The 22,393-nt window shown below is 69.3% G+C and carries 18 protein-coding genes and 2 rRNA genes; 3 read left to right on the top strand and 17 right to left on the bottom strand.

Features of this window, described 5'->3' with window-relative positions; translation table 11 throughout:
* Positions 1 to 15 precede the first annotated feature (15 nt).
* The 6 genes from AC3IYJ_RS22560 to AC3IYJ_RS22535 all read right to left on the bottom strand — a co-directional run bounded on the left by AC3IYJ_RS22560 (position 16) and on the right by AC3IYJ_RS22535 (position 7,259).
* Positions 16 to 1,374 (bottom strand): HEAT repeat domain-containing protein, encoded by a 1,359-nt coding sequence (locus AC3IYJ_RS22560; protein WP_489396587.1) that lies wholly within the window; start codon positions 1,372 to 1,374, stop codon positions 16 to 18.
* Between the two features lie 83 nt (positions 1,375 to 1,457).
* Entirely contained in the window at positions 1,458 to 3,125 is a 1,668-nt protein-coding gene (locus tag AC3IYJ_RS22555) for a bifunctional uroporphyrinogen-III C-methyltransferase/uroporphyrinogen-III synthase (protein ID WP_489396586.1), read from the bottom strand.
* Complete coding sequence (hemC, locus tag AC3IYJ_RS22550) at positions 3,122 to 4,090, bottom strand: hydroxymethylbilane synthase (protein WP_489396585.1); 969 nt, start codon at positions 4,088 to 4,090, stop codon at positions 3,122 to 3,124. The genes AC3IYJ_RS22555 and hemC overlap by 4 nt, the downstream gene beginning before the upstream one ends.
* Positions 4,087 to 5,886 carry a glutamyl-tRNA reductase gene (locus AC3IYJ_RS22545; RefSeq protein WP_489396584.1) on the bottom strand — a complete coding sequence of 600 codons (1,800 nt, stop codon included), beginning with the start codon at positions 5,884 to 5,886 and terminating at the stop codon, positions 4,087 to 4,089. The genes hemC and AC3IYJ_RS22545 overlap by 4 nt, the downstream gene beginning before the upstream one ends.
* The gene (locus AC3IYJ_RS22540) at positions 5,883 to 6,707 is read right to left on the bottom strand and encodes a redox-sensing transcriptional repressor Rex (RefSeq protein WP_330297917.1); all 825 of its coding nucleotides are present in this window, start codon (positions 6,705 to 6,707) and stop codon (positions 5,883 to 5,885) included. Before AC3IYJ_RS22540 ends, AC3IYJ_RS22545 begins: the two co-directional genes overlap by 4 nt.
* Positions 6,708 to 6,980: 273 nt before the next feature.
* Positions 6,981 to 7,259: a glutaredoxin family protein gene (locus AC3IYJ_RS22535; RefSeq protein ID WP_489396583.1), complete on the bottom strand. Its 279-nt coding sequence runs from the start codon at positions 7,257 to 7,259 to the stop codon at positions 6,981 to 6,983.
* A gap of 124 nt (positions 7,260 to 7,383) precedes the next feature.
* Between AC3IYJ_RS22535 and AC3IYJ_RS22530 the strand changes: the two genes are divergently transcribed.
* The 3 genes from AC3IYJ_RS22530 (at position 7,384) to AC3IYJ_RS22520 (ending at position 11,060) form a co-directional block, all read left to right on the top strand.
* Complete coding sequence (locus tag AC3IYJ_RS22530) at positions 7,384 to 8,418, top strand: HAD family hydrolase (protein WP_489396582.1); 1,035 nt, start codon at positions 7,384 to 7,386, stop codon at positions 8,416 to 8,418.
* 372 nt (positions 8,419 to 8,790) lie between these two features.
* On the top strand, positions 8,791 to 9,609 hold the full coding sequence (locus AC3IYJ_RS22525; protein ID WP_489396581.1) for an ECF subfamily RNA polymerase sigma factor, BldN family: 819 nt from the start codon (positions 8,791 to 8,793) through the stop codon (positions 9,607 to 9,609).
* 242 nt (positions 9,610 to 9,851) lie between these two features.
* Positions 9,852 to 11,060: a DUF5667 domain-containing protein gene (locus AC3IYJ_RS22520; protein WP_489396580.1), complete on the top strand. Its 1,209-nt coding sequence runs from the start codon at positions 9,852 to 9,854 to the stop codon at positions 11,058 to 11,060.
* A 71-nt stretch (positions 11,061 to 11,131) separates the two neighbouring features.
* Here AC3IYJ_RS22520 and AC3IYJ_RS22515 read toward each other — a convergent pair whose 3' ends face one another.
* The 11 genes from AC3IYJ_RS22515 to AC3IYJ_RS22465 all read right to left on the bottom strand — a co-directional run bounded on the left by AC3IYJ_RS22515 (position 11,132) and on the right by AC3IYJ_RS22465 (position 22,252).
* The gene (locus AC3IYJ_RS22515; RefSeq protein WP_489396579.1) at positions 11,132 to 12,121 is read right to left on the bottom strand and encodes a lysophospholipid acyltransferase family protein; all 990 of its coding nucleotides are present in this window, start codon (positions 12,119 to 12,121) and stop codon (positions 11,132 to 11,134) included.
* A complete protein-coding gene (locus AC3IYJ_RS22510; protein WP_489396578.1) occupies positions 12,121 to 13,191 on the bottom strand; it encodes an NAD-dependent epimerase/dehydratase family protein in 1,071 nt (356 codons plus the stop codon). The genes AC3IYJ_RS22515 and AC3IYJ_RS22510 overlap by 1 nt, the downstream gene beginning before the upstream one ends.
* A gap of 95 nt (positions 13,192 to 13,286) precedes the next feature.
* Positions 13,287 to 13,385, bottom strand: a complete 99-nt coding sequence (locus tag AC3IYJ_RS22505) for a 30S ribosomal protein bS22 (RefSeq protein ID WP_003948845.1) — start codon at positions 13,383 to 13,385, stop codon at positions 13,287 to 13,289.
* A gap of 139 nt (positions 13,386 to 13,524) precedes the next feature.
* Complete coding sequence (locus AC3IYJ_RS22500) at positions 13,525 to 13,734, bottom strand: helix-turn-helix domain-containing protein (RefSeq protein ID WP_162688852.1); 210 nt, start codon at positions 13,732 to 13,734, stop codon at positions 13,525 to 13,527.
* A 114-nt stretch (positions 13,735 to 13,848) separates the two neighbouring features.
* Positions 13,849 to 14,679 carry a phosphatase gene (locus tag AC3IYJ_RS22495; RefSeq protein ID WP_489396577.1) on the bottom strand — a complete coding sequence of 277 codons (831 nt, stop codon included), beginning with the start codon at positions 14,677 to 14,679 and terminating at the stop codon, positions 13,849 to 13,851.
* Between the two features lie 102 nt (positions 14,680 to 14,781).
* The gene (locus AC3IYJ_RS22490) at positions 14,782 to 15,930 is read right to left on the bottom strand and encodes an acetoin utilization protein AcuC (RefSeq protein WP_489402888.1); all 1,149 of its coding nucleotides are present in this window, start codon (positions 15,928 to 15,930) and stop codon (positions 14,782 to 14,784) included.
* Positions 15,902 to 17,131: an MFS transporter gene (locus AC3IYJ_RS22485; RefSeq protein WP_489396576.1), complete on the bottom strand. Its 1,230-nt coding sequence runs from the start codon at positions 17,129 to 17,131 to the stop codon at positions 15,902 to 15,904. The genes AC3IYJ_RS22490 and AC3IYJ_RS22485 overlap by 29 nt, the downstream gene beginning before the upstream one ends.
* Positions 17,132 to 17,190: 59 nt before the next feature.
* The gene (locus AC3IYJ_RS22480) at positions 17,191 to 17,868 is read right to left on the bottom strand and encodes an HAD family hydrolase (protein WP_489396575.1); all 678 of its coding nucleotides are present in this window, start codon (positions 17,866 to 17,868) and stop codon (positions 17,191 to 17,193) included.
* Between the two features lie 192 nt (positions 17,869 to 18,060).
* A complete protein-coding gene (locus AC3IYJ_RS22475; RefSeq protein WP_489396574.1) occupies positions 18,061 to 18,813 on the bottom strand; it encodes a nucleotidyltransferase domain-containing protein in 753 nt (250 codons plus the stop codon).
* Between the two features lie 123 nt (positions 18,814 to 18,936).
* Positions 18,937 to 19,054: ribosomal RNA gene (gene rrf, locus AC3IYJ_RS22470) — 5S ribosomal RNA — on the bottom strand.
* A gap of 74 nt (positions 19,055 to 19,128) precedes the next feature.
* Positions 19,129 to 22,252 (bottom strand): 23S ribosomal RNA (locus tag AC3IYJ_RS22465).
* Positions 22,253 to 22,393 lie beyond the last annotated feature (141 nt).

The raw sequence follows: 22,393 nt of genomic DNA, 5'->3' as shown, positions 1-22,393 counted from the left end.
CCGGAACCCGTACGGCTACTCAGTGCCGTCTGGGTACGACGTGCCCGTGCCCCACCGGTCGGGCTCGTTCCGCCGCTGCCACCGCTCGAACTCCAGCGCCCGGTGGTCCGGCGAGGAGAGTCGGCCGAGCTCCTCCACCCGTGCGTAGGCACGCGGGGTGTCCGGGTGGTCCCGCAGGGCCAGCCCGTAGGCGCCGATCATCCGTGTCAGCCTGTCGTCCGCGTCGAGCAGGGACAGCAGCAGTTCCGTGGTGCCGGTCGTGCGGTCGGCGGACTCCGCCAGGCTGTCCGCGGCCGCGTGCCGCACCGGGCTCAGCGGGTCCCGGGCCAGGTCGCGGACGACGGCGCGGAGCGCGTCCGGATCCTCCCCCGTCGGCAGGAGGTGTTCGACAGCGGTGAGCCGCACCACGTGGTCGGGGTCGCCCGCCAGGACACGCAGTGCTGTGCGCGCCGTACCCGGAGGCGGCACGCCCAGACACTGCACGGCCGCCACCCGCACCCGGGGGTCCGGATGGCTCGTGTATCGGAGGCCGAGGGCCGCAAGCCGCGGGTGTTCCACCTCGTGCTGGAAGAGGGCCAGCAGTACCAGGGCGAGCACCTCGGGGTCCGGCTCCCCGTCGGCCCAGGCGGCGAGGAGCTCCCGGTCCTCCCCGTGGTGCGGATACTCGGCGACCCCTATGCCGAACTGCCTGGAGTACAGCCAGTCGGCGGCGAACAGCCGGTGCTCCCGGGACGGGTGGCCCCACAGCGGCGTCACCGTCTCCCGGGCACCGTCGAGCCCATGCCGCGATGCCGACCAGTCCACATGGGAGGGGTCGGGGTGCCGGACGGCACGGGACACCAGCTCCCCCGGCGGGACCGGCACGCCGAACACCCGCTCCAGGGTGGTCAGGACGGCTCCGTGACCACCCCGCACGGTCCGCCCGCCGAGGGTGAACTCCTCGACCTCGCACCACTCCTCCTCCACCAGCGCGGTCTCCGCCGGGCCCACCGCCCCCGTCAGCCGCCGCAGCTCCGCCTCCGTTCCCGCCGCGTACCACCGTCGGGCCGCGTCCAGCAGCCGTACCCGCTCCGCCTCCGGCAGCCGCTCCTCGGGCTTCGGCAGGAACTGGGACCACAGCAGTGCGCCGACCACTGCGCGAGAGCCGCTCTCGACGGCCCGCAGCAGCGGGGTCGTGCCGTCGGGGAGCGCCCGGTCCGGGTCGGCTCCCGCTCTCACCAACGCCCCCGCCGCCCGCCAGGCGTACGCCGCCACCGCGGCGCACAGCGGTGGAAGTCCTTGCGTGTCCGGGGCGTTCGGGTCCGCTCCCGCCCTCAGCAGCTCCTCCACCGCGTCGACGTCCCCCGACCGAACCGCGTCCCCCAGTGTCGTCATGCCCCGAACATGCCACAGGGCCCGGGCGCGCACCGCGCCCGGGCCCTGCGAAGAACCGGCTGCCTGGAACCGCCGGGCTCACATCACGTCGTACGACGCCTGCGCGCCCCCGGGCGCCGCTCGCTCGGCCGGTACACGCTCTCCCCGGCCTCCTTCGCGGCCTCGCGGCGCGCGGCCCCGTACGCGGCCAGGGCTTCGGCGAGCTTGCCGACGCTCGGCTCCGGCGACAGGACGTCGACCCGCAGGCCGTGCTCCTCCGCCGTCTTGGCGGTGGCCGGGCCGATGCACGCGATCACGGTGACGTTGTGCGGCTTGCCGGCGATGCCCACCAGGTTGCGCACGGTGCTGGAGGAGGTGAAGAGGACCGCGTCGAAGCCGCCGCCCTTGATCGCCTCACGGGTGTCCTGCGGCGGCGGCGAGGCGCGCACCGTCCGGTAGGCGGTGACGTCGTCGACCTCCCACCCGAGCTCGATCAGCCCGGCGACCAGGGTCTCGGTGGCGATGTCGGCGCGCGGCAGGAAGACGCGGTCGATCGGGTCGAAGACCGGGTCGTACGGCGGCCAGTCGTCCAGCAGGCCGGCGGCGGACTGCTCCCCGCTCGGTACGAGGTCGGGCTTGACCCCGAACTCCACCAGCGCGGCGGCGGTCTGCTCGCCCACGGCGGCGACCTTGATGCCCGCGAAGGCACGGGCGTCGAGCCCGTACTCCTCGAACTTCTCCCGTACGGCCTTGACCGCGTTCACCGAGGTGAAGGCGATCCACTCGTAGCGGCCGGTCACCAGGCCCTTGACCGCGCGTTCCATCTGCTGCGGGGTGCGCGGCGGCTCCACGGCGATGGTCGGCACCTCGTGGGGCACCGCGCCGTAGGAACGCAGCTGGTCGGAGAGCGAGGCGGCCTGCTCCTTGGTGCGCGGGACGAGCACGCGCCAGCCGAACAGCGGCTTCGACTCGAACCAGGACAGGTCCTCGCGCCGCGCGGCGGCGCAGTGCTCCCCGACCACGGCTATGACGGGCCGCGAGCCCTCCGGTGAGGGAAGGATTTTGCCCTGCTTGAACACCTGGGCGATGGTCCCCAGGGTGGCGCTCCAGGTGCGCTGGCGCGTGGTCGTGCCGGCCACGGTCACGGTGAGGGGGGTGTCGGGCTTGCGCCCGGCGCTCACCAGCTCGGCGGCGGCCGCCGACACCGTCTCCAGCGTCGCGGAGACGACGAGGGTGCCGTCGCTGGCGCCCACCTCGCTCCAGCAGCGCGCGGAGGCGTTGCGGGCGTCCAGGAACCGGACGTCGGCCCCCTGCTTGCTGCTGAGCGGCACACCGGCGTACGCGGGCACGCCGACCGCGGTCGCGACACCGGGGACGACCTCGAAGGGGATGCCTTCGGTCGCGCAGACCAGCATCTCCTCGGCCGCGTTCCCGTCGAGCCCGGGGTCACCGGTGACGGCACGCACGACCCGCCTGCCGGAGCGCGCGGCCTCCATGACAAGATTGGCGGCATCTCGGATCACCGGGACACCGGCGGCTGCTGACTTCTCGTCAGCGACCGTCAGCTGTGGCGTGTCCACCCCCGCGCGCGCATGCGCACGTACGACCTCGAGCACCTCGGGCTCGGCGATCAGTACGTCCGCGGCCGCCAGGGCCTCCACGGCGCGAAGCGTCAGCAGTCCGGGATCGCCCGGGCCGGCACCGAGGAAGGTGACGTGCCCGTGGACGGCGACGGCCGCACGTGCGGAGGTGGTTTGGCTTGTGGGGTTCAAAGCGACCGCTCCCCCATCAGACCGGCCGCGCCCTTCGCCAGCATCTCGTCCGCGAGTTCGCGGCCGAGCGCCATGGCTTCGTCATACGACTGGGGCACGGGACCGGTGGTGGACAGCTGCACCAGCGTGGAACCGTCGAGGGTTCCCACGACTCCACGCAGGCGCATTTCATTGACAGTCTGCCCGTCGGCCAGCAGGTCGGCGAGCGCGCCCACGGGGGCGCTGCAACCGGCCTCCAGGGCGGCGAGCAGGGCACGTTCGGCAGTCACGGCGGCCCGCGTGTACGGGTCGTCGAGCTCTGCGAGCGCGGCGATCAGGTCCGTGTCGGACGCGAGGCACTCCACGGCCAGGGCACCCTGGCCGGGTGCGGGCAGCACGTTGTCCACGGACAGCAGGTCGGTGGCTTCGTCTCCGCGACCGATCCGGTTGAGTCCGGCGGCGGCGAGGACCACGGCGTCGAGCTCGCCGTCCCGCACGAAGCCGATCCGGGTGTCGACGTTGCCGCGGATCGGGACGGTCTCGACGACCTTCCCCAGGCTCCGGGCGTACGCGTGGATCTGCGACAGCCGCCGCGGCGAACCGGTGCCGATGCGCGCACCGTCGGGCAGCTGCTCGAAGGTCAGGCCGTCGCGGGCGACGAGCGCGTCCCGGGGGTCCTCGCGCTGCGGCATGGCCGCGATGACGAGCTCGGCGGGCTGCGTGGTGGGCAGGTCCTTCAGCGAGTGCACGGCGAAGTCGACCTCGCCGCGTACGAGGGCCTCGCGCAGGGCGGTGACGAAGACGCCGGTGCCGCCGATCTGCGAGAGGCTCTCGCGGGACACGTCGCCGTAGGTCGTGATCTCCACGAGCTCGACGGGCCGGCCGGTGATCGCCCGTACCGCCTCGGCGACATGCCCGGACTGGGACATGGCCAGCTTGCTGCGCCGCGTGCCGAGCCTCAGCGGCTGGTCGAGACGTGGATTCATGATGCCCGTCCTGAGTCGTGGTTCTTGTCAGCCTCGTCGGCCCGGCTGACGGAGGCCACCGTCTGCGGGTCGAGATCGAAGAGTTCGCGCAGCGCCTCGGCGTACCCGGCGCCGCCGGGCTCGCTCGCGAGCTGCTTGACGCGCACGGTCGGCGCGTGGAGGAGCTTGTCGACGACGCGCCGCACGGTCTGAGTGACCTCGGCCCGCTGCCGTTCGTCGAGGTCGGGCACGCGCCCGTCGAGCCGCGCCACTTCCATGGCGACGACCTCGGCCGCCATGGCGCGCAGGGCGACCACGGTGGGCGTGATGTGCGCGGCGCGCTGGGCGGCCCCGAACGCGGCCACCTCCTCGGCGACTATCGCGCGCACGGCATCGACGTCGGCGGCCATGGGCGCGTCGGCGGAGGCCTCGGCCAGCGACTCGATGTCCACGAGCCGGACCCCGGGGATCCGGTGCACGGCGGCGTCGATGTCGCGCGGCATGGCGAGGTCCAGCAGCGCGAGCCGTACGGGCTGCGCGTCCACCTGGCTACGGGCCCCCTTGCGCGGCTGCCGCTGCGCGGCGGCCTCGCCCTGGTCGGCCCAGGTCCCGTGGAGTTCCAGCGAGCTGGCGTCGACCCCGGTCAGCGCGGCCCGCCCGTCGGCGGTCCGTGCCGGATCGGAGGCGAGCGCGTCGAGCCCGACGGGACACCCGTCACGGTCCTCGACGGCGACCTTGCTCCGCACGGCCCCGGCATCGGCGATCCGCTGCCCACCGGCCGAAGCGGCGGCCAGCCGCGCGACGAGCTCGGCGTCGACCAATTGCAGCCCCGCCAGGGGGCCCCTCCCAGCGGTAGCTGGGGGAGTTTGAGGCGCGGGGGTCCGGGGGCTGGCCCCCGGCAACGGCGCCGCACCGGCATCGGGTCCGGGGCGAAGCTCCGGGGAACGGCGGAAGGGCGGGTAGGGGACAGCCCCCGCAGGGCGAGACCCCACGGCGGCGGCCACGTCGTCCCCGGTCAGCACCAAGCCAGTGGCACCCGTGCAGGACACGACCACATCGACTCGTGTCAGCTCATCCGCGACACCGGACATCGACACGGCCGAAGCCGCCACCCCGGTGCCCGAGGCAACCAGAATCTCGGCCAACCGCTCCGCCCGCTCGGCGGTCCGGTTCGCCACCACGATCTCGGTGATGCCGACCCGCGCGAGCGTCGCCGCCGCCAGCGAGGACATCGACCCGGCACCGATGACGAGCGCCCGCTTCCCCGCGGCCCACTCCCCCACCGGCGAGTGCACGGCGAGCTGCTCCAGCCCGAAGGTCACCAGCGACTGTCCGGCCCGATCGATCCCGGTCTCGGAGTGCGCCCGCTTGCCGACGCGCAGCGCCTGCTGGAAGAGGTCGTTGATCAGGCGCCCGGCGGTGTGGAGCTCCTGCCCCAGCGCCAGCGCGTCCTTGATCTGCCCGAGGATCTGCCCCTCGCCGACCACCATCGAGTCCAGCCCGCACGCCACCGAGAAGAGGTGGTGGACGGCCCGGTCCTCGTAGTGCACGTAGAGATACGGAGTGAGCTCTTCGAGAGCCACCCCGCTGTGCTGCGCCAGCAGCGTCGACAGCTCGGCGACACCGGCGTGGAACTTGTCCACGTCCGCGTACAGCTCGATGCGGTTGCACGTGGCGAGCACCGCCGCCTCGGCCGCCGGCTCCGCGGCCAGCGTGTCGTGCAGCAGCTTGATCTTGGCATCGGCGGACAGCGAGGCCCGCTCCAGCACGCTCACGGGCGCGCTGCGGTGGCTCAGCCCTACGACGAGCAGACTCATGCCGGCATCACCGCCGGTACGTCGCCCTCCGGGCCGTTCTTGCGCGCGACGGCGGCCGCACGCCCGGCGGGCGGCACGACGGCCGCGGCCGGGGCCGCGCCGGTACCGGCGCCGCCCACCGCGGCGGGGCCGCCGGCGGCGGCAGCCGCGGCGGCTTCCTCGCCGGCCTTGCGCTGCTCGTGGAAGGCCAGGATCTGCAGCTCGATCGACAGGTCGACCTTGCGCACGTCGACGCCGTCCGGCACGGAGAGCACCGTCGGCGCGAAGTTCAGGATGGAGGTCACGCCCGCGGCGATGAGCCGCTCGCTCACCTGCTGGGCAGCCCCGGCCGGGGTCGCGATGACCCCGATGGAGACGCCGTTCTCCTCGATGATCTTCTCGAGGTCGTCGGTGTGCTGTACGGGCATGCCGGCGACCGGCTTGCCGGCCATGGCCGGGTCGGCGTCGATGAGCGCCGCCACGCGGAAGCCGCGGGACGCGAAGCCGCCGTAGTTGGCGAGGGCCGCGCCGAGGTTACCGATTCCGACGATGACGACCGGCCAGTCCTGGGTCAGGCCGAGCTCGCGGGAGATCTGGTAGACGAGGTATTCCACGTCGTACCCGACGCCGCGGGTCCCGTAGGAGCCGAGGTAGGAGAAGTCCTTGCGGAGCTTCGCGGAGTTGACTCCGGCGGCCGCCGCGAGCTCCTCGGAGGAGACCGTGGGTACCGATCGCTCGGAGAGCGCGGTGAGGGCGCGCAAGTACAGCGGAAGCCGGGCGACAGTGGCCTCGGGAATACCTCGGCTGCGGGTCGCCGGTCGGTGAGTTCGGCCAGTTGCCACGATGCTCCTGCGGGATGAGCGGGGCTGCAGGTGGCCACTTGTCCCAGGACCACCCCGTCGAATGCAGGCTATGTCTTTGTGAACGCGTGCACAAAGATTGTGTCCGCTTTGTCCGAGCAAAGTGACCGGGGTCACGCGCCTCGGACAAGCGGAGCGGGAACCACCGACACGCCGAACCCGTTCAAATCCCAAAGGGGGCAAAGCAGCACACACTCCTCACCGAAACGCCCCCGAGACGCTATAAATCGCCCACGATCGTAACCGGCCGAGCGGTCAAGCCTGCAATGCCCGTCGGAGCCGGTCAGGGTTCACCCTCCAGAAGGTGTGCTGTTCGCCGTCCACCAGCACCACGGGAATCTGCTCCCAGTGCAGCCGGTAGAGCTCCTCGTCCTGCGAAATATCCTTCTTCTCCCACTGCGCCCCCGTCTCGGCGCACACCTTCTCCACCACTTCCTCGGCTTCATCACAGAGATGACACCCCGGCTTCCCGATGAGCGTGACCACCCGCTCCTCGGGACGCTTCTTTCCGGCACGGCGCAGCAAAGGACTCATGTCCCCATTCTCCCGCGCCCGCGCACCGGCCGGTCCTGCCCGGAAACCCAGGGCATACGAAGAGTTCACGCCGCCGATTCGCATCGGTTCGGGAACTCCCGAACACAGTGGCTATGCTCGCGTCATGGCCGCTCTGGGATGGCTCACCCCCCGTAGGCGCTCCGCCACCGCGCGGAGCGTGCTGGCAGGCGAGGCCTCGGCCGAGGCCGCCCGCAAGACCGCGCTGGCCGAAGACGATCTCGACGCCCTGGGCCCGGACGCCCCCGAAGCGCCGCGGACCCGGGCCCGCAGGCGCGCCCGGGAAGCCGAAGCCCCGCAGGCCGTCGAGCCGCAGGCCGTCGAGCCGGAGGCCGAGGACGAGCCCGAGGACGAGTTTCCCGTCGCGGGGGACGACCTGGCCGCCGCCTTCTTCGACCTCGACAACACCGTCATGCAGGGCGCCGCGATCTTCCACTTCGGCCGCGGCCTCTACAAGCGGGAGTTCTTCCGCCGCCGCGAACTCGCCCGCTTCGCCTGGCAGCAGGCCTGGTTCCGGCTGGCCGGCGTCGAGGACCCCGACCACATGCAGGACGCCCGCGACAGTGCGCTGTCCATCGTCAAGGGTCACCGGGTCTCCGAACTGATGTCCATCGGCGAGGAGATCTACGACGAGTACATGGCGGAGCGGATCTGGCCCGGCACCCGCGCCCTGGCCCAGGCCCACCTCGACGCCGGCCAGAAGGTGTGGCTGGTGACGGCCGCCCCCGTGGAGACCGCCACGATCATCGCCCGCAGGCTCGGCCTGACCGGGGCCCTGGGCACCGTCGCCGAGTCCGTGGACGGGATCTACACCGGCCGGCTGGTCGGGGAGCCGCTGCACGGCCCCGCCAAGGCGGAGGCGGTGCGCGCCCTGGCCACGGCCGAGGGCCTGGACCTCGCGCGCTGCGCCGCGTACAGCGATTCACACAACGACATTCCGATGCTGTCGCTGGTCGGACATCCTTACGCGATCAATCCCGACACAAAACTGCGCAAGCATGCCCGCGCCCACGATTGGCGCCTGCGCGACTATCGGACCGGTCGCAAGGCCGTGAAGGTCGGCATCCCGGCCGCCGCCGGGGTCGGCGCGATCGCGGGCGGCGCGGCCGCCGCGATCGCCCTGCACCGCCGCCGCAAGTAGCGCCTACGGGGCCCTGCACGGCCCCCGCCCGCCCGCCGGGCCCGCCACCGCGGCCCGCCCCGTGGCCAGGGACATTCGCTCAGGTCTACCCGCGCCCCCGGCGCGGCACTCCGCGCTACCCGACTCGGTCGCGAGCGCCTGCGGAAGCAGCCATTCCGCGCACCCAACCGATCAAGAAGCGATCACCAACTGCTACTGAATATGCCCTCGACACGCAACAGAAGTGTCGGAACCGGTGATTTGAGCAACTGGGTGTAGCGCTGCCTGTACGAAGCGTTATTCTCCTCAAACGCATGCCACCGCCCATCTGTCGCCACGACGGGTGAACGGTCCCGCACTGCACGTGATGGAAGCTCTGCCTCTGGGAGTCCCGTGTACCCACCTGTCGGGGTTGACGCCTCGGGCCTGGCTACGCTGCGCGCAACGGTCATCGACCACCTGCGCGGCTTCGTCCCCACCGCGTACGCCGTCCCCGCCTTCGCCGCCGCGGTCCCCGCCGGACTCGGCCCGGCCGGTCCTTGCTATGCCCTGACCGACGGCGGAGCAACGGTGGGCAGACGTGGACGCACCGGCGCCGCGGCCACCGCAAGCTCAGCCGCCGGGACCACCGCCCCCGCCGCCCGCCGCCCCACCGCGGACAGCGACCAGGCCCGCATGATGGACCTGGTCGAGCGCGCCCAGGCCGGCGAGGCCGAAGCCTTCGGTCGCCTGTACGACCAGTACAGCGACACCGTCTACCGCTACATCTATTACCGCGTGGGCGGCAAGGCGACCGCGGAGGATCTCACCAGTGAGACCTTCCTGCGCGCGCTGCGCCGCATCTCCACCTTCACCTGGCAGGGCCGCGACTTCGGCGCCTGGCTCGTGACGATCGCCCGCAACCTGGTCGCCGACCACTTCAAGTCGAGCCGCTTCCGCCTGGAGGTCACCACAGGCGAAATGCTCGACGCCAACGAAGTGGAAAGGTCCCCCGAGGACTCCGTCCTGGAGTCCCTCTCCAACGCGGCCCTGCTGGAAGCCGTACGGAAACTCAATCCGCAGCAGCAGGAGTGCGTGACCCTGCGCTTCCTGCAGGGCCTCTCGGTCGCCGAGACGGCCAGGGTGATGGGGAAGAACGAGGGCGCCATCAAGACGCTCCAGTACCGGGCGGTGCGCACGCTGGCCCGCCTCCTCCCCGACGACGCCCGCTGACGCCACCTCCCCTCTCACATTCGGTATGCCTCCCTGATGACATTGATGACACCGACGACGCTGTGGTCCGATCATCCTTCGTCCGTAACCCAAGTGCCACGCCGCTCGTTGTGGGGAATGCAGGCTCCCTGTGGACAAGCCCTGCCCGAAGCCGCTCACCCGAAAGGGTGGATGTGCTCAAGGAAGGCAACCTTCCGGACACCTTGGGGAGTCGATCGTCATGACGAGAGGAGGTGCCGCCAGTGATCGCGAACGTGACTCCGCACCGGCGGGCGAACGCCTTCGCCCTGGCCCTGGAGGATCGGACCCCGTCCGACCTTTCGGAACCGGACCCGGCGGCCGAGCAGTCCGAGGCACCTGCCGAACCTGCCGACCACGACCGGTTGTTGGCCCTGGCGAGCGTGCTCGGCGAAAGAATGCCGCGCCCAGTGCTGGATCCCGAGGTCAAAGTGGTGCAACGAGCTCAGCTCATTGCCGCCATGGAGACCATGGTGATGGAGGAAAGGGCCGGGGGCAGTGCCGCCTCGGACCCTCAAGTGCCCGAACAGCGGACCGGCCGCGGCGCCCACCGGGCGACCTCGCTCCGGAAAATGCGGCCCCGCTCCCGCTGGTCCAAGGGCATCGCAGCGGGCGGCCTCACCGTAGGTGTGGCCGCGGGGGCCTTCAGCGGCGTGGCCGCTGCGAGCACGGACGCCCTGCCGGGTGATCACCTGTACCCCGTGAAGCGGGGCATGGAGGACATCCGGCTCGGGATGGCCGCGGACGATTCGGACCGGGGCGAGCTCTATCTCGACCAGGCCTCGAACCGCCTGTCGGAAGCCCGGCGGCTGATGGAACGCGGCAGGCTGGGCCCGCTGGACCACGAGTCCCTCGGCGAGATCCGCCGGGCGCTCGCGGGCATGAAGCACGATGCCTCGGAGGGCCACCGGCTGCTCCAGGCCGCGTACGAACGGGACGGCTCGCTCGGCCCGATCCAGACCCTGTCCTCGTTCTCCCGCTCGCACCGCGACGCGTGGGACAAGCTCCGGGGCAACCTCCCCATGCAGCTCACGGACGTGGGCGGCGAAGTGGAGTCGGTCTTCCGGGCCATAGACGAAGACGTGGCGCCGCTCCAGAGCCTGCTCCCCAAGCCTCCCGAGCAGACCCGCGGCTCCGGCCCCTCCGCCAAGCCGAGCACCCCGGCGGGCAAGCAGCAGACGGCACCCACCCAGGGCGCTCCGTCCGCGACTCCCGCTCCGTCCGCGGGTGAACCCTCCGGCTCCGCGAAGACCCCGTCCCCGGGCGGTGGCCTCCTCGGAGGTACGGGCAACCTGCTGAACCCGCCCGCGGGCCAGCAGCCGACCCCGGCCGCGTCCGGCACCCCGGGCCACCCGCAGCCGGACATCACCCTCCCGCCGCTCCTCCCGGGCCTGCTCCCGGGCCTGGGCATCAAGGCGGAGGACGCGGACTAGCGCACCGGGACGAACGCACCCGGAACGAACGCCGGCGGGGCTGGATTCCAGCCCCGCCGGCGTTCGGCACGTCAGAAGAAGACGGACCTGCGCTGCACCAGCAGCTTGTACAGCGTGTGCTGGATCTGTTCGCGCACCTGATCCGTCAGGTTGAACATCAGCATCGGATCCTCCGCCGCCTCCGCCGCATAACCCGCGGTCTCGATCGGCTCCCCGAACTGGATCGTCCACTTCGTCGGCAGCGGCACCGCCCCGAGCGGCCCCAGCCACGGGAACGTCGGAGTGATCGGGAAGTACGGGATCCCCAGCAGCCGCGCCAGCGTCTTCGCGTTGCCGATCATCGGGTAGATCTCCTCGGCCCCCACGATGGAGCAGGGCACGATCGGCGTCCCGGCCCGCAGCGCGGTCGAGACGAACCCGCCCCGCCCGAACCGCTGGAGCTTGTACCGCTCGCCGAACGGCTTCCCTATCCCCTTGAAGCCCTCGGGCATGACGCCCACCAGCTCCCCGGCCTCCAGCAGCCGCTGCGCGTCCTCCGCACAGGCCAGCGTGTGCCCCGCCTTGCGCGCGAGCTCGTTCACCCCGGGCAGCATGAACACCAGGTCCGCCGCGAGCAGCCGCAGGTGCCGCTCCGCGGGGTGGTGGTCGTGCACGGCCACCTGGAGCATCAGCCCGTCCAGCGGCAGCGTCCCGGAGTGGTTGGCGACGATCAGCGCGCCGCCCTCCTTCGGGATGTTCTCGATGCCCTTGACCTCGACCCGGAAGTACTTGTCGAACAGCGGCCGCATCAGGGACATCAGGACCTGGTCCGTCAGCTCCTTGTCGTAGCCGAAGTCGTCGACCTCGTACTCCCCGGTGATCCGGCGCCGCAGGAACGCCAGCCCCCCGGCGATCCGCCGGTCCCAGCCCTCACCGGTCGCACCCGAGGGCTCCGGCACGGCCGCCACCACGGGCTCCACCGCCGGCTTCGGCTCGGGCGCCTCCGGCGCCACCCGCACCCGCCTCTGGGGCCGGCGCCGCGGCCGGTCCTCGTCGAACGGAATGACCTTGGCGTCCGCCACTATCGCTTCGCTCCCTCAGTCACATCACCAGCGTCTACCCCCAGCAGCCCCGCCACCCGGTCCACGGCCCGCCCCGCCCGCTCCGGCGGCAGCAGCCCGCTCCCCCGGCTCCGCGTGAAGTCGGCGAAGGTCTCGGCGGTCGTGTACATCGGCCGGAACCCCAGCACTTCGCGCATCTGGGTGGTCTCCACGACCCGCCCGTGCGTGAGGAGCCTTATCTGCTCCGGCGAGAAGTCCGTCGCCCCGACCGCCCGCAGCGCCGAGCCCACCCAGGTCACCCCGGGCAGCGGCAGCGGCAGCGCCGGCCGCCCGAGCCGCCGCGTGCACTGGGACAGCAGCAGCACCCCGTCACCCGCGATGTTGAAGGTCCCGCTGTTCAGGGTCCCGCGTTCGGGCTCTCCCGCCGCGAGCCGCAGCACGTCCAGGACGTCGTCCTCGTGCACGAACTGCAGGCGCGGGTCGTAGCCCAGCACGGTCGGGATCAGGGGCATCGAGAAGTATTCGGCGAGCGCCGAGTCGGCGAAGGGGCCGAGGATGTTCGCGAGCCGCAGTACGCACACGGCGACGTCGGGCCGCCTGCGCGCGAAGCCGCGTACGTACCCTTCGACCTCCACCGCGTCCTTGGCGAAGCCGGCCGCGGGCAGCGATTTGGGCTGCGTGGTCTCGGTGAAGACGGCCGGATCCTTCGAGGTGCCCCCGTACACACTGGTACTGGACTTCACCACGAGGCGGCGTACCGTCGGGGACTTCTGGCAGGCTCCGAGGAGCTGCATCGTCCCGATGACGTTGGTTTCCTTGACGGTGCTGTACGAACCCGAGCCCGCGCCAGTCGCCGCGCCGCCGGTCACCGCCAGGTGGACCACCGTGTCCACGTTGTTCTCGGCGAGCACACGGGCGATCGCCGACTGCCTGATGTCCGTACGGACGAACTCGGCCGATCCCAGCCGGTGCGGCGGCGTCACCGCGTCGACCGCGATCACCCGCTCGACCTCCGGGTCCCGCTGGATCCGCCGTACGAAACGGCCCCCCAGCTGCCGGGCAGCCCCGGTAACGAGCACGACCTTCCCCACGAGCTCAGCGCCTCCCTCGAAGAAGTCCCCCGGCTGCACCGCAGCCCCTCCACCAGGATGGTGGAGGGGCTGCGGAGAACACGTACAGCTGCCGTTTACTTCTTGTTACGACGCTGGACGCGGGTGCGCTTGAGCAGCTTGCGGTGCTTCTTCTTAGCCATCCGCTTACGCCGCTTCTTGATAACAGAGCCCACGACTACCCTCGCTCATCTCTCACTCGGTGCGGGGCGTCTGGGCCCACACGACCTACGTCGGCCTAGCCTACCCGCCCGAGCTCTGAGCTTGTAATCCGAGTGCTTCCGAGGGGTCGCCAGGTGCTCCCGGCCCTTGCCCTCAGGCCGATTCCACCCCCACGAAGGACTCGCGAAGGTACTCGTGCACCGCGTTTTCCGGGACCCGGAAGGACCGGCCCACCCGGATTGCGGGCAGATGTCCGTTGTGCACCAGGCGGTACACGGTCATCTTCGACACTCGCATCACCGAGGCGACCTCCGCCACGGTCAGGAACTGAACCTCACTGAGAGGCCTCTCGCCAGCAGCCATGACACACCTTGACCTTCCGCGCATGACGGGCACCGGCTTCCCCTCCGGTTACGCCCCGTCGTCGCACGCTCACTCCCCAGAGTAGGGGCGTGTGATACGAGTGGGGAAGAGGAGCTACGGCCACTCCTGTCCGCCCGGCAGCCGAGCCCGGTCGAGCACGTAACGGGTGAGCGGCAGGTAGTAGTCCGCGCGCACCGCGTCATCAAGCGGAACGACCACCGACACCTGCCCCTCGGCCTCCCCCACGAACAGCGCCGGATCATCCGTATCGGCCAGACCGATGGCCTCCACACCGAGCTGACCTGCGCCGCAGACCCACCCGTGATCCCCCACCACCAGCCCCGGCAGCGGCCCTCCGGCTTTCGCCAGCGCCCCCAGCGCGATGCGAACCGGCAGCGGCGAATGGCTGTGTGCGCCGGTCGCGCTCCCGGGCGCACGCCCGTCGCTTTCCCGCACCAGTGCGACCCCCCGTACGTAATCGATCCTGTGCCGACGTACGCCGAACCGGGTCTGCATGTCGACGACGGCCCCCCGCGCCGGGGTGAGGACATCACATCCCGCCGCCGACAGCGCCTGCGCCAACGTGGCGTAGAACCCCAGGAGCCGGTGCGGGTGACCGGTCCCGAACAGCACGGGCGCCCGTGCCCCGGCGGCCGCGCGCAGCCGCCCCGCGAAGGCCTCCAGCCCCGCCACCGTGCACTCCGGATCGATCACGTCCGGCCCGCTGACGTGCGCCGGATCCGCCGAGACCCCGCACTTGTCCGACATCAGCCGCAGGAGGTCACCCTCGCCCCAGCCCCACTCCGGATCCAGCCCCAGCAGCACCCGCGGATCGCGCGCCGCGAACAGCCGGTAGCTCCGCAGGCTCTCCTCCCGTGAAGTGGCGACGGGCCCGGCCAACCGGGCGGCCAGCAAATGCGCACGCAGCGCGCCGGTGCTCAACACGCTCCGATGCTGCCTCAACACATCTGCCGGATCACCAATTCCGGGGAACAGCCCCACAGTTGGCGTAAGACTTCCCGCCGTGTACGAATCGGCCGCCGGGGCTCAGGCCAGCATGCCGCGCAGCGGGAACACGGCCCGCCGAGTTGCCAGCACGGCCTGATCGGTACGGTCCGCCGGGTCGTAGCCCGCGTCCCAGTCCCGCCACAGCGGCGTCCGGCCGTCCGTCATCCGGGCCGGGGCCACCTGCCGGGTCCGCGCGTACGCCTCATCCCGCCAGGACGCCGGGATCGCCGTCTCGGGATCGATCGGCTTGTGACCGGCGATGGCCACCAGATGCGTCCACGACCGCGGTACGACGTCCACGACCGCGTACCCGCCACCGCCCAGCGCCAGCCAGCGGCCGTCCGCGTGCTCGTGCGCCAGCGCGTGACACGCCTCCTGGACCGCCCGCTGGGCGTCCAGCGACACCGCCAGATGCGCCAGCGGGTCCTCGAAGTGGGTATCGGCCCCGTGCTGGGTCACCAGCACCTGCGGCCGGAAGTCCGCCAGCAGCTCCGGCACCACCGAGTGGAAGGCGCGCAGCCAGCCCTCGTCCCCGGTCCCGGCCGGCACCGCGATGTTCACCGCCGAGCCCTCGGCCGACGGCCCGCCCGTCTCCTCGGGCCAGCCGGTCTGCGGGAACAGCGTGCGCGGATGCTCGTGCAGCGAGACGGTCAGTACCCGCGGGTCGTCCCAGAAGGCCGCCTGCACGCCGTCCCCGTGGTGCACGTCCACGTCCACGTACGCGACCCGCTCGGCCCCCAGCTCCAGCAGCCGGGCGATGGCCAGCGCCGCGTCGTTGTACACGCAGAACCCGGCCGCGCCGCCCGGCATCGCGTGGTGCAGCCCGCCGGCGAAGTTGACCGCGTGCTCCGCGTCCCCGCGCCAGATCGCCTCGGCGCCCGCCACCGACTGCCCGGCGATCAGCGCGGACGCCTCGTGCATTCCGTGGAAGGCCGGATCGTCCATGGTCCCGAGCCCGTACGAGCCGTCCGCGACCCCGGGGTCCGCCGACACCTCGCGCACGGCCGCCACGTAGTCCTCGCGGTGGACGAGGCGCAGCGTGGACTCCCCGGCCTGCCGCCCGGCCCGCACCTCGAGTTCCCGGTCGAGCCCGAAGGCCCGTACCAGGCCCATGGTCAGTGCCAGGCGCACCGGGTCCATCGGATGGCTGGGTCCGAAGTCATACTTCGTTACCGCCTCGTCCCACATCAACAGCCCTGTCACCGACTCGCCGCTCATGCCCGACACCGTATCGGGCGCCCTGCGCCCCGAACGAGCGGGCGTAGAAAAGAGTGACGAGGACGAGCACCATCGGCACGAGCATCGCGCCCCGGTAGTTCCAGGCGTCGCCGATCCCGCCGACGAGCGGCGCTCCGATCAGGAAGCCGACGTAGTTGAAGATGTTGAGCCGCGCGATCGCCGTGTCGGAGGAGTTCGGGAACAGCCGGCCCGCGGCGGCGAAGGTCTGGGGCACGATCACGCACAGCCCGATCCCCAGCAGCGTGAAGCCGAGCATCCCCGACCACGCCCCGGGCGCGGCCGCGACCACTGCGAAGCCGAGCGCGGCGACGACCGAACCGATCCGTACGACGGCCACGGCCCCGAAGCGGCGTACGCCCTGGTCCCCGACGGCCCGGCCGAGCAGGGTGGTCACCATGTAGACGTTGTAGGGCACGGTCGCGAGCTGCTCGGAGGAGCCCAGGACGTCCTGGAGGTACTTGGCGCTCCAGTTCGACACCGTGGAGTCCCCGATGTACGCGCAGGCCATCACCAGGCACAGCGGCAGCAGCAGCTTGAACCCGCCGGCCCCCAGCCCCTTCCCCTCACCGGCGGAGGCCTGCCCGGCCTCCTGGTCCACGTAGAACCGGCTGGCGAAGAGCGCAAGCGGCAGCAGGATCACCACGGCGGGCAGGTACGAGGTGAACAGCGCGAGGTGCCAGTGCGCCCCGGCCCAGGCGGCGGACGCGCCGACGATCCCGCCGAGGCTGTACGAGGCGTGGAAGCCCAGCATGATGCTGCGGCCGTAGGCGCCCTGGAGGCTGACCCCGAGCATGTTCATGGAGGCGTCGAGCGACCCCACGAACAGCCCGAACGCCCCGAGCGCCACCGCCGCCTGCCACATCTCGTCGCCCGCGCCGGCCGCGAGGAGCGCCAGCAGGACGAGCGGCTGCGCCCACCGCAGTACGGTGCTGGGCGCGATCCGCTTCACCAGGTGCTCGGTGACGACGCTGGAGAGCCCGGCGAGGATCGGCACGGCGGCCAGGAAGGCCGGCAGCAGCGCGTTGGATATGCCGTACCGGTCCTGGATGGCGGGGATCCGTGTCACGAGCAGGGCGAAGGTCACGCCCTGCACGAAGAAACTGAAGCCTAGGGCCCCGCGCCCGCGGCTCAGCCGCGCGTCTGCTGTCATGGCGGCTCAGCGTAGGCGCCGGTCCTACCGGTGGGTAGAGCGATCACATATCGATTGGGTCAGTGATCGAATCCGCCGGTGTAGCCGCCCTCCAGGCCGAGCAGTCCGAGCAGCTGGGCCATGTCCCCGAAGTATCCGGTGGCGCCGGGCAGCCGGTCCGCGGGCATCATCGCGGTGTAGGCGAAGACGTCCATGCCCGCGGCGATGGCGGCCTGGACGCCGAGCGGGCTGTCCTCGACGACCACGCAGCGGGCGGGGGCGACGCCCATCTGGTCGGCGGCGTGCCGGAACAGGTCCGGGGCCGGCTTGCCCTTGCCCACGTCCTCGGAGCTGAAGATCCACTCCTCTTCGAACCACTCGTCCAGCCCGGAGGCCCGGTGCCCGACGCGGATCCGTTCGTGGCTCCCGGAGGAGGCGAGGCAGTAGGCCGTGCCCGTCTCGACGAGTGCGGCCAGTACGTCCCCGACTCCGGGCACGGGCTTGAGCTCCCGCTCGAAGGCCGCGAAGGTGCGCGCGTGCAGCGTCTCGTCGAAGTCGTCCGGCAGCACCCTCCCGGTCCGCTCCCGTACGAGGTCGTGCACCCGGTGCACCGCGGCTCCCATGTAGTCGCGCAGCGACTCCTCGTACGTGGTCGGGTGCCCCAGCTCGGTCAGATACCCGGCGAGGATGCTGTTGGCGAGCGGCTCACTGTCCACCAGCACGCCGTCGTTGTCGAAGATGACGAGGTCGTAGCCCATGCGACAACCCTACGAGCCGTCAGCACCAATCCATCCGGACCCCATGCCGGGCATCCGCAGGACATCCGAAGAACCTCGCCCCCGCCTGCTCGCCCATTCCGGTGACCGTTCATCGCGCGGGCCGCCCGACACCCCTGTCGGAGACTCTGTCGGAACCCCTGTCGATCGGAACCCCTGTCGAACGGAACGCGGTCAGCGCCCGGCGTCGGCCGCGACCGAGTCGATGACGCCCCGCCAGGTCCGGCGGTAGCCCTCGCGGAGCGGCCCGCCGGCCAGGTCGAGGACGTCCCGGGCCGCGTCGATCAGCGCCGCCGGGTCCCCCGAGACACACAGCCACAGGTGCCCGTCGAGCAGCGCGGCCCCCCGCTCGCCGTCGGCTTCCCGAAGCCGCCTCGGGAGCCACTTCCCGCCCCCGTTCCATGCCCTGTGGTGGTCGAGGAGCAGATCGGCGGCGCCGCCCAGGACCACCCCGGCCACGGCGATCCGCTCGACGGGATCCTGCACGTCACCCAGATCGTCCAGCGCGTCCGTGAGCCCGTACCGCTTCGTCTCCAAGGTCTCGGGATCCAGCGCCGCCGGCCCCTGCCGCAGGTCCGCTTCGGCCAGTGCCCGCGCCCGGCCGGCCGCGCCGTCCCGGTCGACCAGGACCAGACCCGAGGCGTACATGGTCTGCAGGACGGCCCGCCGGCTGGCGAGATCCGCCGCGAAGAGCTCGGCGAGGCCGGTCCGGGTCTGGACGAACAGCTCCACGACCCGCCCTTCGACGCGGAGCGTCTCCCGGTAGGTCTCGCCGTCGTCGGCGACGAGCACCGCGATGTCCAGGTCACTGCTCGCGGTCGCCCGCCCCGCGGCCGTGGATCCGGCCAGGATCACGGCGAGGGCTTCGGGGAAACGGTCGCGCGCGATGCGCCGCGCCAACTCGATGGGGTCTACATCCAGGTCCATGCCGATCAGGCTTCCACGAACCCCGGCCGCCGGCCACGGATTTTGTACCCCTTGCTGAAAAAGGGCTGTGAACGCAGAAAAGCCCCGTACCAGTTCCCTGGTACGGGGCTTTCTACAATGATTGTTCGGCGGCGTCCTACTCTCCCACAGGGTCCCCCCTGCAGTACCATCGGCGCTGAAAGGCTTAGCTTCCGGGTTCGGAATGTAAACCGGGCGTTTCCCTAACGCTATGACCACCGAAACACTATGAAGTTAACCAACCGGATATGAACACAGTTCGTTACTTCAGAACTAACACAGTGGACGCGAGCAACTGAGGACAAGCCCTCGGCCTATTAGTACCAGTCAGCTCCACCCGTTACCGGGCTTCCACATCTGGCCTATCAACCCAGTCGTCTACTGGGAGCCTTACCCTCTCAAGGAGGTGGGAATACTCATCTTGAAGCAGGCTTCCCGCTTAGATGCTTTCAGCGGTTATCCCTCCCGAACGTAGCCAACCAGCCATGCCCTTGGCAGGACAACTGGCACACCAGAGGTTCGTCCGTCCCGGTCCTCTCGTACTAGGGACAGCCCTTCTCAATATTCCTACGCGCACAGCGGATAGGGACCGAACTGTCTCACGACGTTCTAAACCCAGCTCGCGTACCGCTTTAATGGGCGAACAGCCCAACCCTTGGGACCGACTCCAGCCCCAGGATGCGACGAGCCGACATCGAGGTGCCAAACCATCCCGTCGATATGGACTCTTGGGGAAGATCAGCCTGTTATCCCCGGGGTACCTTTTATCCGTTGAGCGACGGCGCTTCCACAAGCCACCGCCGGATCACTAGTCCCGACTTTCGTCCCTGCTCGACCCGTCGGTCTCACAGTCAAGCTCCCTTGTGCACTTACACTCAACACCTGATTGCCAACCAGGCTGAGGGAACCTTTGGGCGCCTCCGTTACTTTTTGGGAGGCAACCGCCCCAGTTAAACTACCCATCAGACACTGTCCCTGATCCGGATCACGGACCGAGGTTAGACATCCAGCACGACCAGAGTGGTATTTCAACGGCGACTCCACCATGACTGGCGTCACAGCTTCAAAGTCTCCCACCTATCCTACACAAGCCGAACCGAACACCAATATCAAACTATAGTAAAGGTCCCGGGGTCTTTCCGTCCTGCTGCGCGAAACGAGCATCTTTACTCGTAGTGCAATTTCACCGGGCCTATGGTTGAGACAGTCGAGAAGTCGTTACGCCATTCGTGCAGGTCGGAACTTACCCGACAAGGAATTTCGCTACCTTAGGATGGTTATAGTTACCACCGCCGTTTACTGGCGCTTAAGTTCTCAGCTTCGCCACACCGAAATGTGACTAACCGGTCCCCTTAACGTTCCAGCACCGGGCAGGCGTCAGTCCGTATACATCGCCTTACGGCTTCGCACGGACCTGTGTTTTTAGTAAACAGTCGCTTCTCGCTGGTCTCTGCGGCCACCCCCAGCTCAGGAAGCAAGTTCCTTCACCAGTGATGGCCCCCCTTCTCCCGAAGTTACGGGGGCATTTTGCCGAGTTCCTTAACCATAGTTCACCCGAACGCCTCGGTATTCTCTACCTGACCACCTGAGTCGGTTTAGGGTACGGGCCGCCATGAAACTCGCTAGAGGCTTTTCTCGACAGCATAGGATCATCCACTTCACCACAATCGGCTCGGCATCAGGTCTCAGCCTTATATGAGGGACGGATTTGCCTACCCCTCGGCCTACACCCTTACCCCGGGACTACCACCGCCCGGGCTGGACTACCTTCCTGCGTCACCCCATCGCTTACCTACTACAAGTCTGGTTCGTCGGCTCCACCACTTTCCTTTCCCCGAAGGGTCCGGAACGGCTTCACGGACTTAGCATCGCCTGATTCGATATTGGGCGTTTCAAAGCGGGTACCGGAATATCAACCGGTTGTCCATCGACTACGCCTGTCGGCCTCGCCTTAGGTCCCGACTTACCCTGGGCAGATCAGCTTGACCCAGGAACCCTTAGTCAATCGGCGCACACGTTTCTCACGTGTGTATCGCTACTCATGCCTGCATTCTCACTCGTGAACCGTCCACAACTAGCTTCCGCTGCTGCTTCACCCGGCACACGACGCTCCCCTACCCATCACAGCGGGCGTTGGCCCTATTGCTGCAATGACACGACTTCGGCGGTACGCTTGAGCCCCGCTACATTGTCGGCGCGGAATCACTTGACCAGTGAGCTATTACGCACTCTTTCAAGGGTGGCTGCTTCTAAGCCAACCTCCTGGTTGTCTCTGCGACTCCACATCCTTTCCCACTTAGCGTACGCTTAGGGGCCTTAGTCGATGCTCTGGGCTGTTTCCCTCTCGACCATGGAGCTTATCCCCCACAGTCTCACTGCCACGCTCTCACTTACCGGCATTCGGAGTTTGGCTAAGGTCAGTAACCCGGTAGGGCCCATCGCCTATCCAGTGCTCTACCTCCGGCAAGAAACACGTGACGCTGCACCTAAATGCATTTCGGGGAGAACCAGCTATCACGGAGTTTGATTGGCCTTTCACCCCTAACCACAGGTCATCCCCCAGGTTTTCAACCCTGGTGGGTTCGGTCCTCCACGAAGTCTTACCTCCGCTTCAACCTGCCCATGGCTAGATCACTCCGCTTCGGGTCTAGAGCGTGCAACTCAATCGCCCTATTCGGACTCGCTTTCGCTACGGCTTCCCCACACGGGTTAACCTCGCTACACACCGCTAACTCGCAGGCTCATTCTTCAAAAGGCACGCAGTCACGACCGTTATTCCGAAGAATAACGGCGACGCTCCCACGGCTTGTAGGCACACGGTTTCAGGTACTATTTCACTCCGCTCCCGCGGTACTTTTCACCATTCCCTCACGGTACTATCCGCTATCGGTCACCAGGGAATATTTAGGCTTAGCGGGTGGTCCCGCCAGATTCACACGGGATTTCTCGGGCCCCGTGCTACTTGGGAGATTCTTAAGCAAGCCGCTGATGTTTCGTCTACGGGGGTCTTACCCTCTACGCCGGACCTTTCGCATGTCCTTCGACTACATCAACGGTTTCTGACTCGCCGACCGGCCGGCAGACCGATCAAAAGAATTCCCACAACCCCGCATGCGCAACCCCTGCCGGGTATCACACGCATACGGTTTGGCCTGATCCGGTTTCGCTCGCCACTACTCCCGGAATCACGGTTGTTTTCTCTTCCTGCGGGTACTGAGATGTTTCACTTCCCCGCGTTCCCTCCACACTGCCTATGTGTTCAGCAGTGGGTGACAGCCCATGACGACTGCCGGGTTTCCCCATTCGGACACCCCCGGATCAAAGCTCAGTTGGCAGCTCCCCGGGGCCTATCGCGGCCTCTCACGTCCTTCATCGGTTCCTGGTGCCAAGGCATCCACCGTGCGCCCTTAAAAACTTGGCCACAGATGCTCGCGTCCACTGTGTAGTTCTCAAGCAACGACCAGCCACCCATCACCCTCACCTACTAGAAGTGAAGTTCACTGGGGCCGGCATCGCAGAAGATAAGACCTTACGGCCGTACCCTCAGATACCCAACAACGTG

The organism is Streptomyces sp. GL_140 (assembly GCF_057834465.1).
The sequence above is the reverse complement of the archived record's forward strand: the minus strand, read 5'-3'. Positions and strand labels throughout refer to the sequence as shown.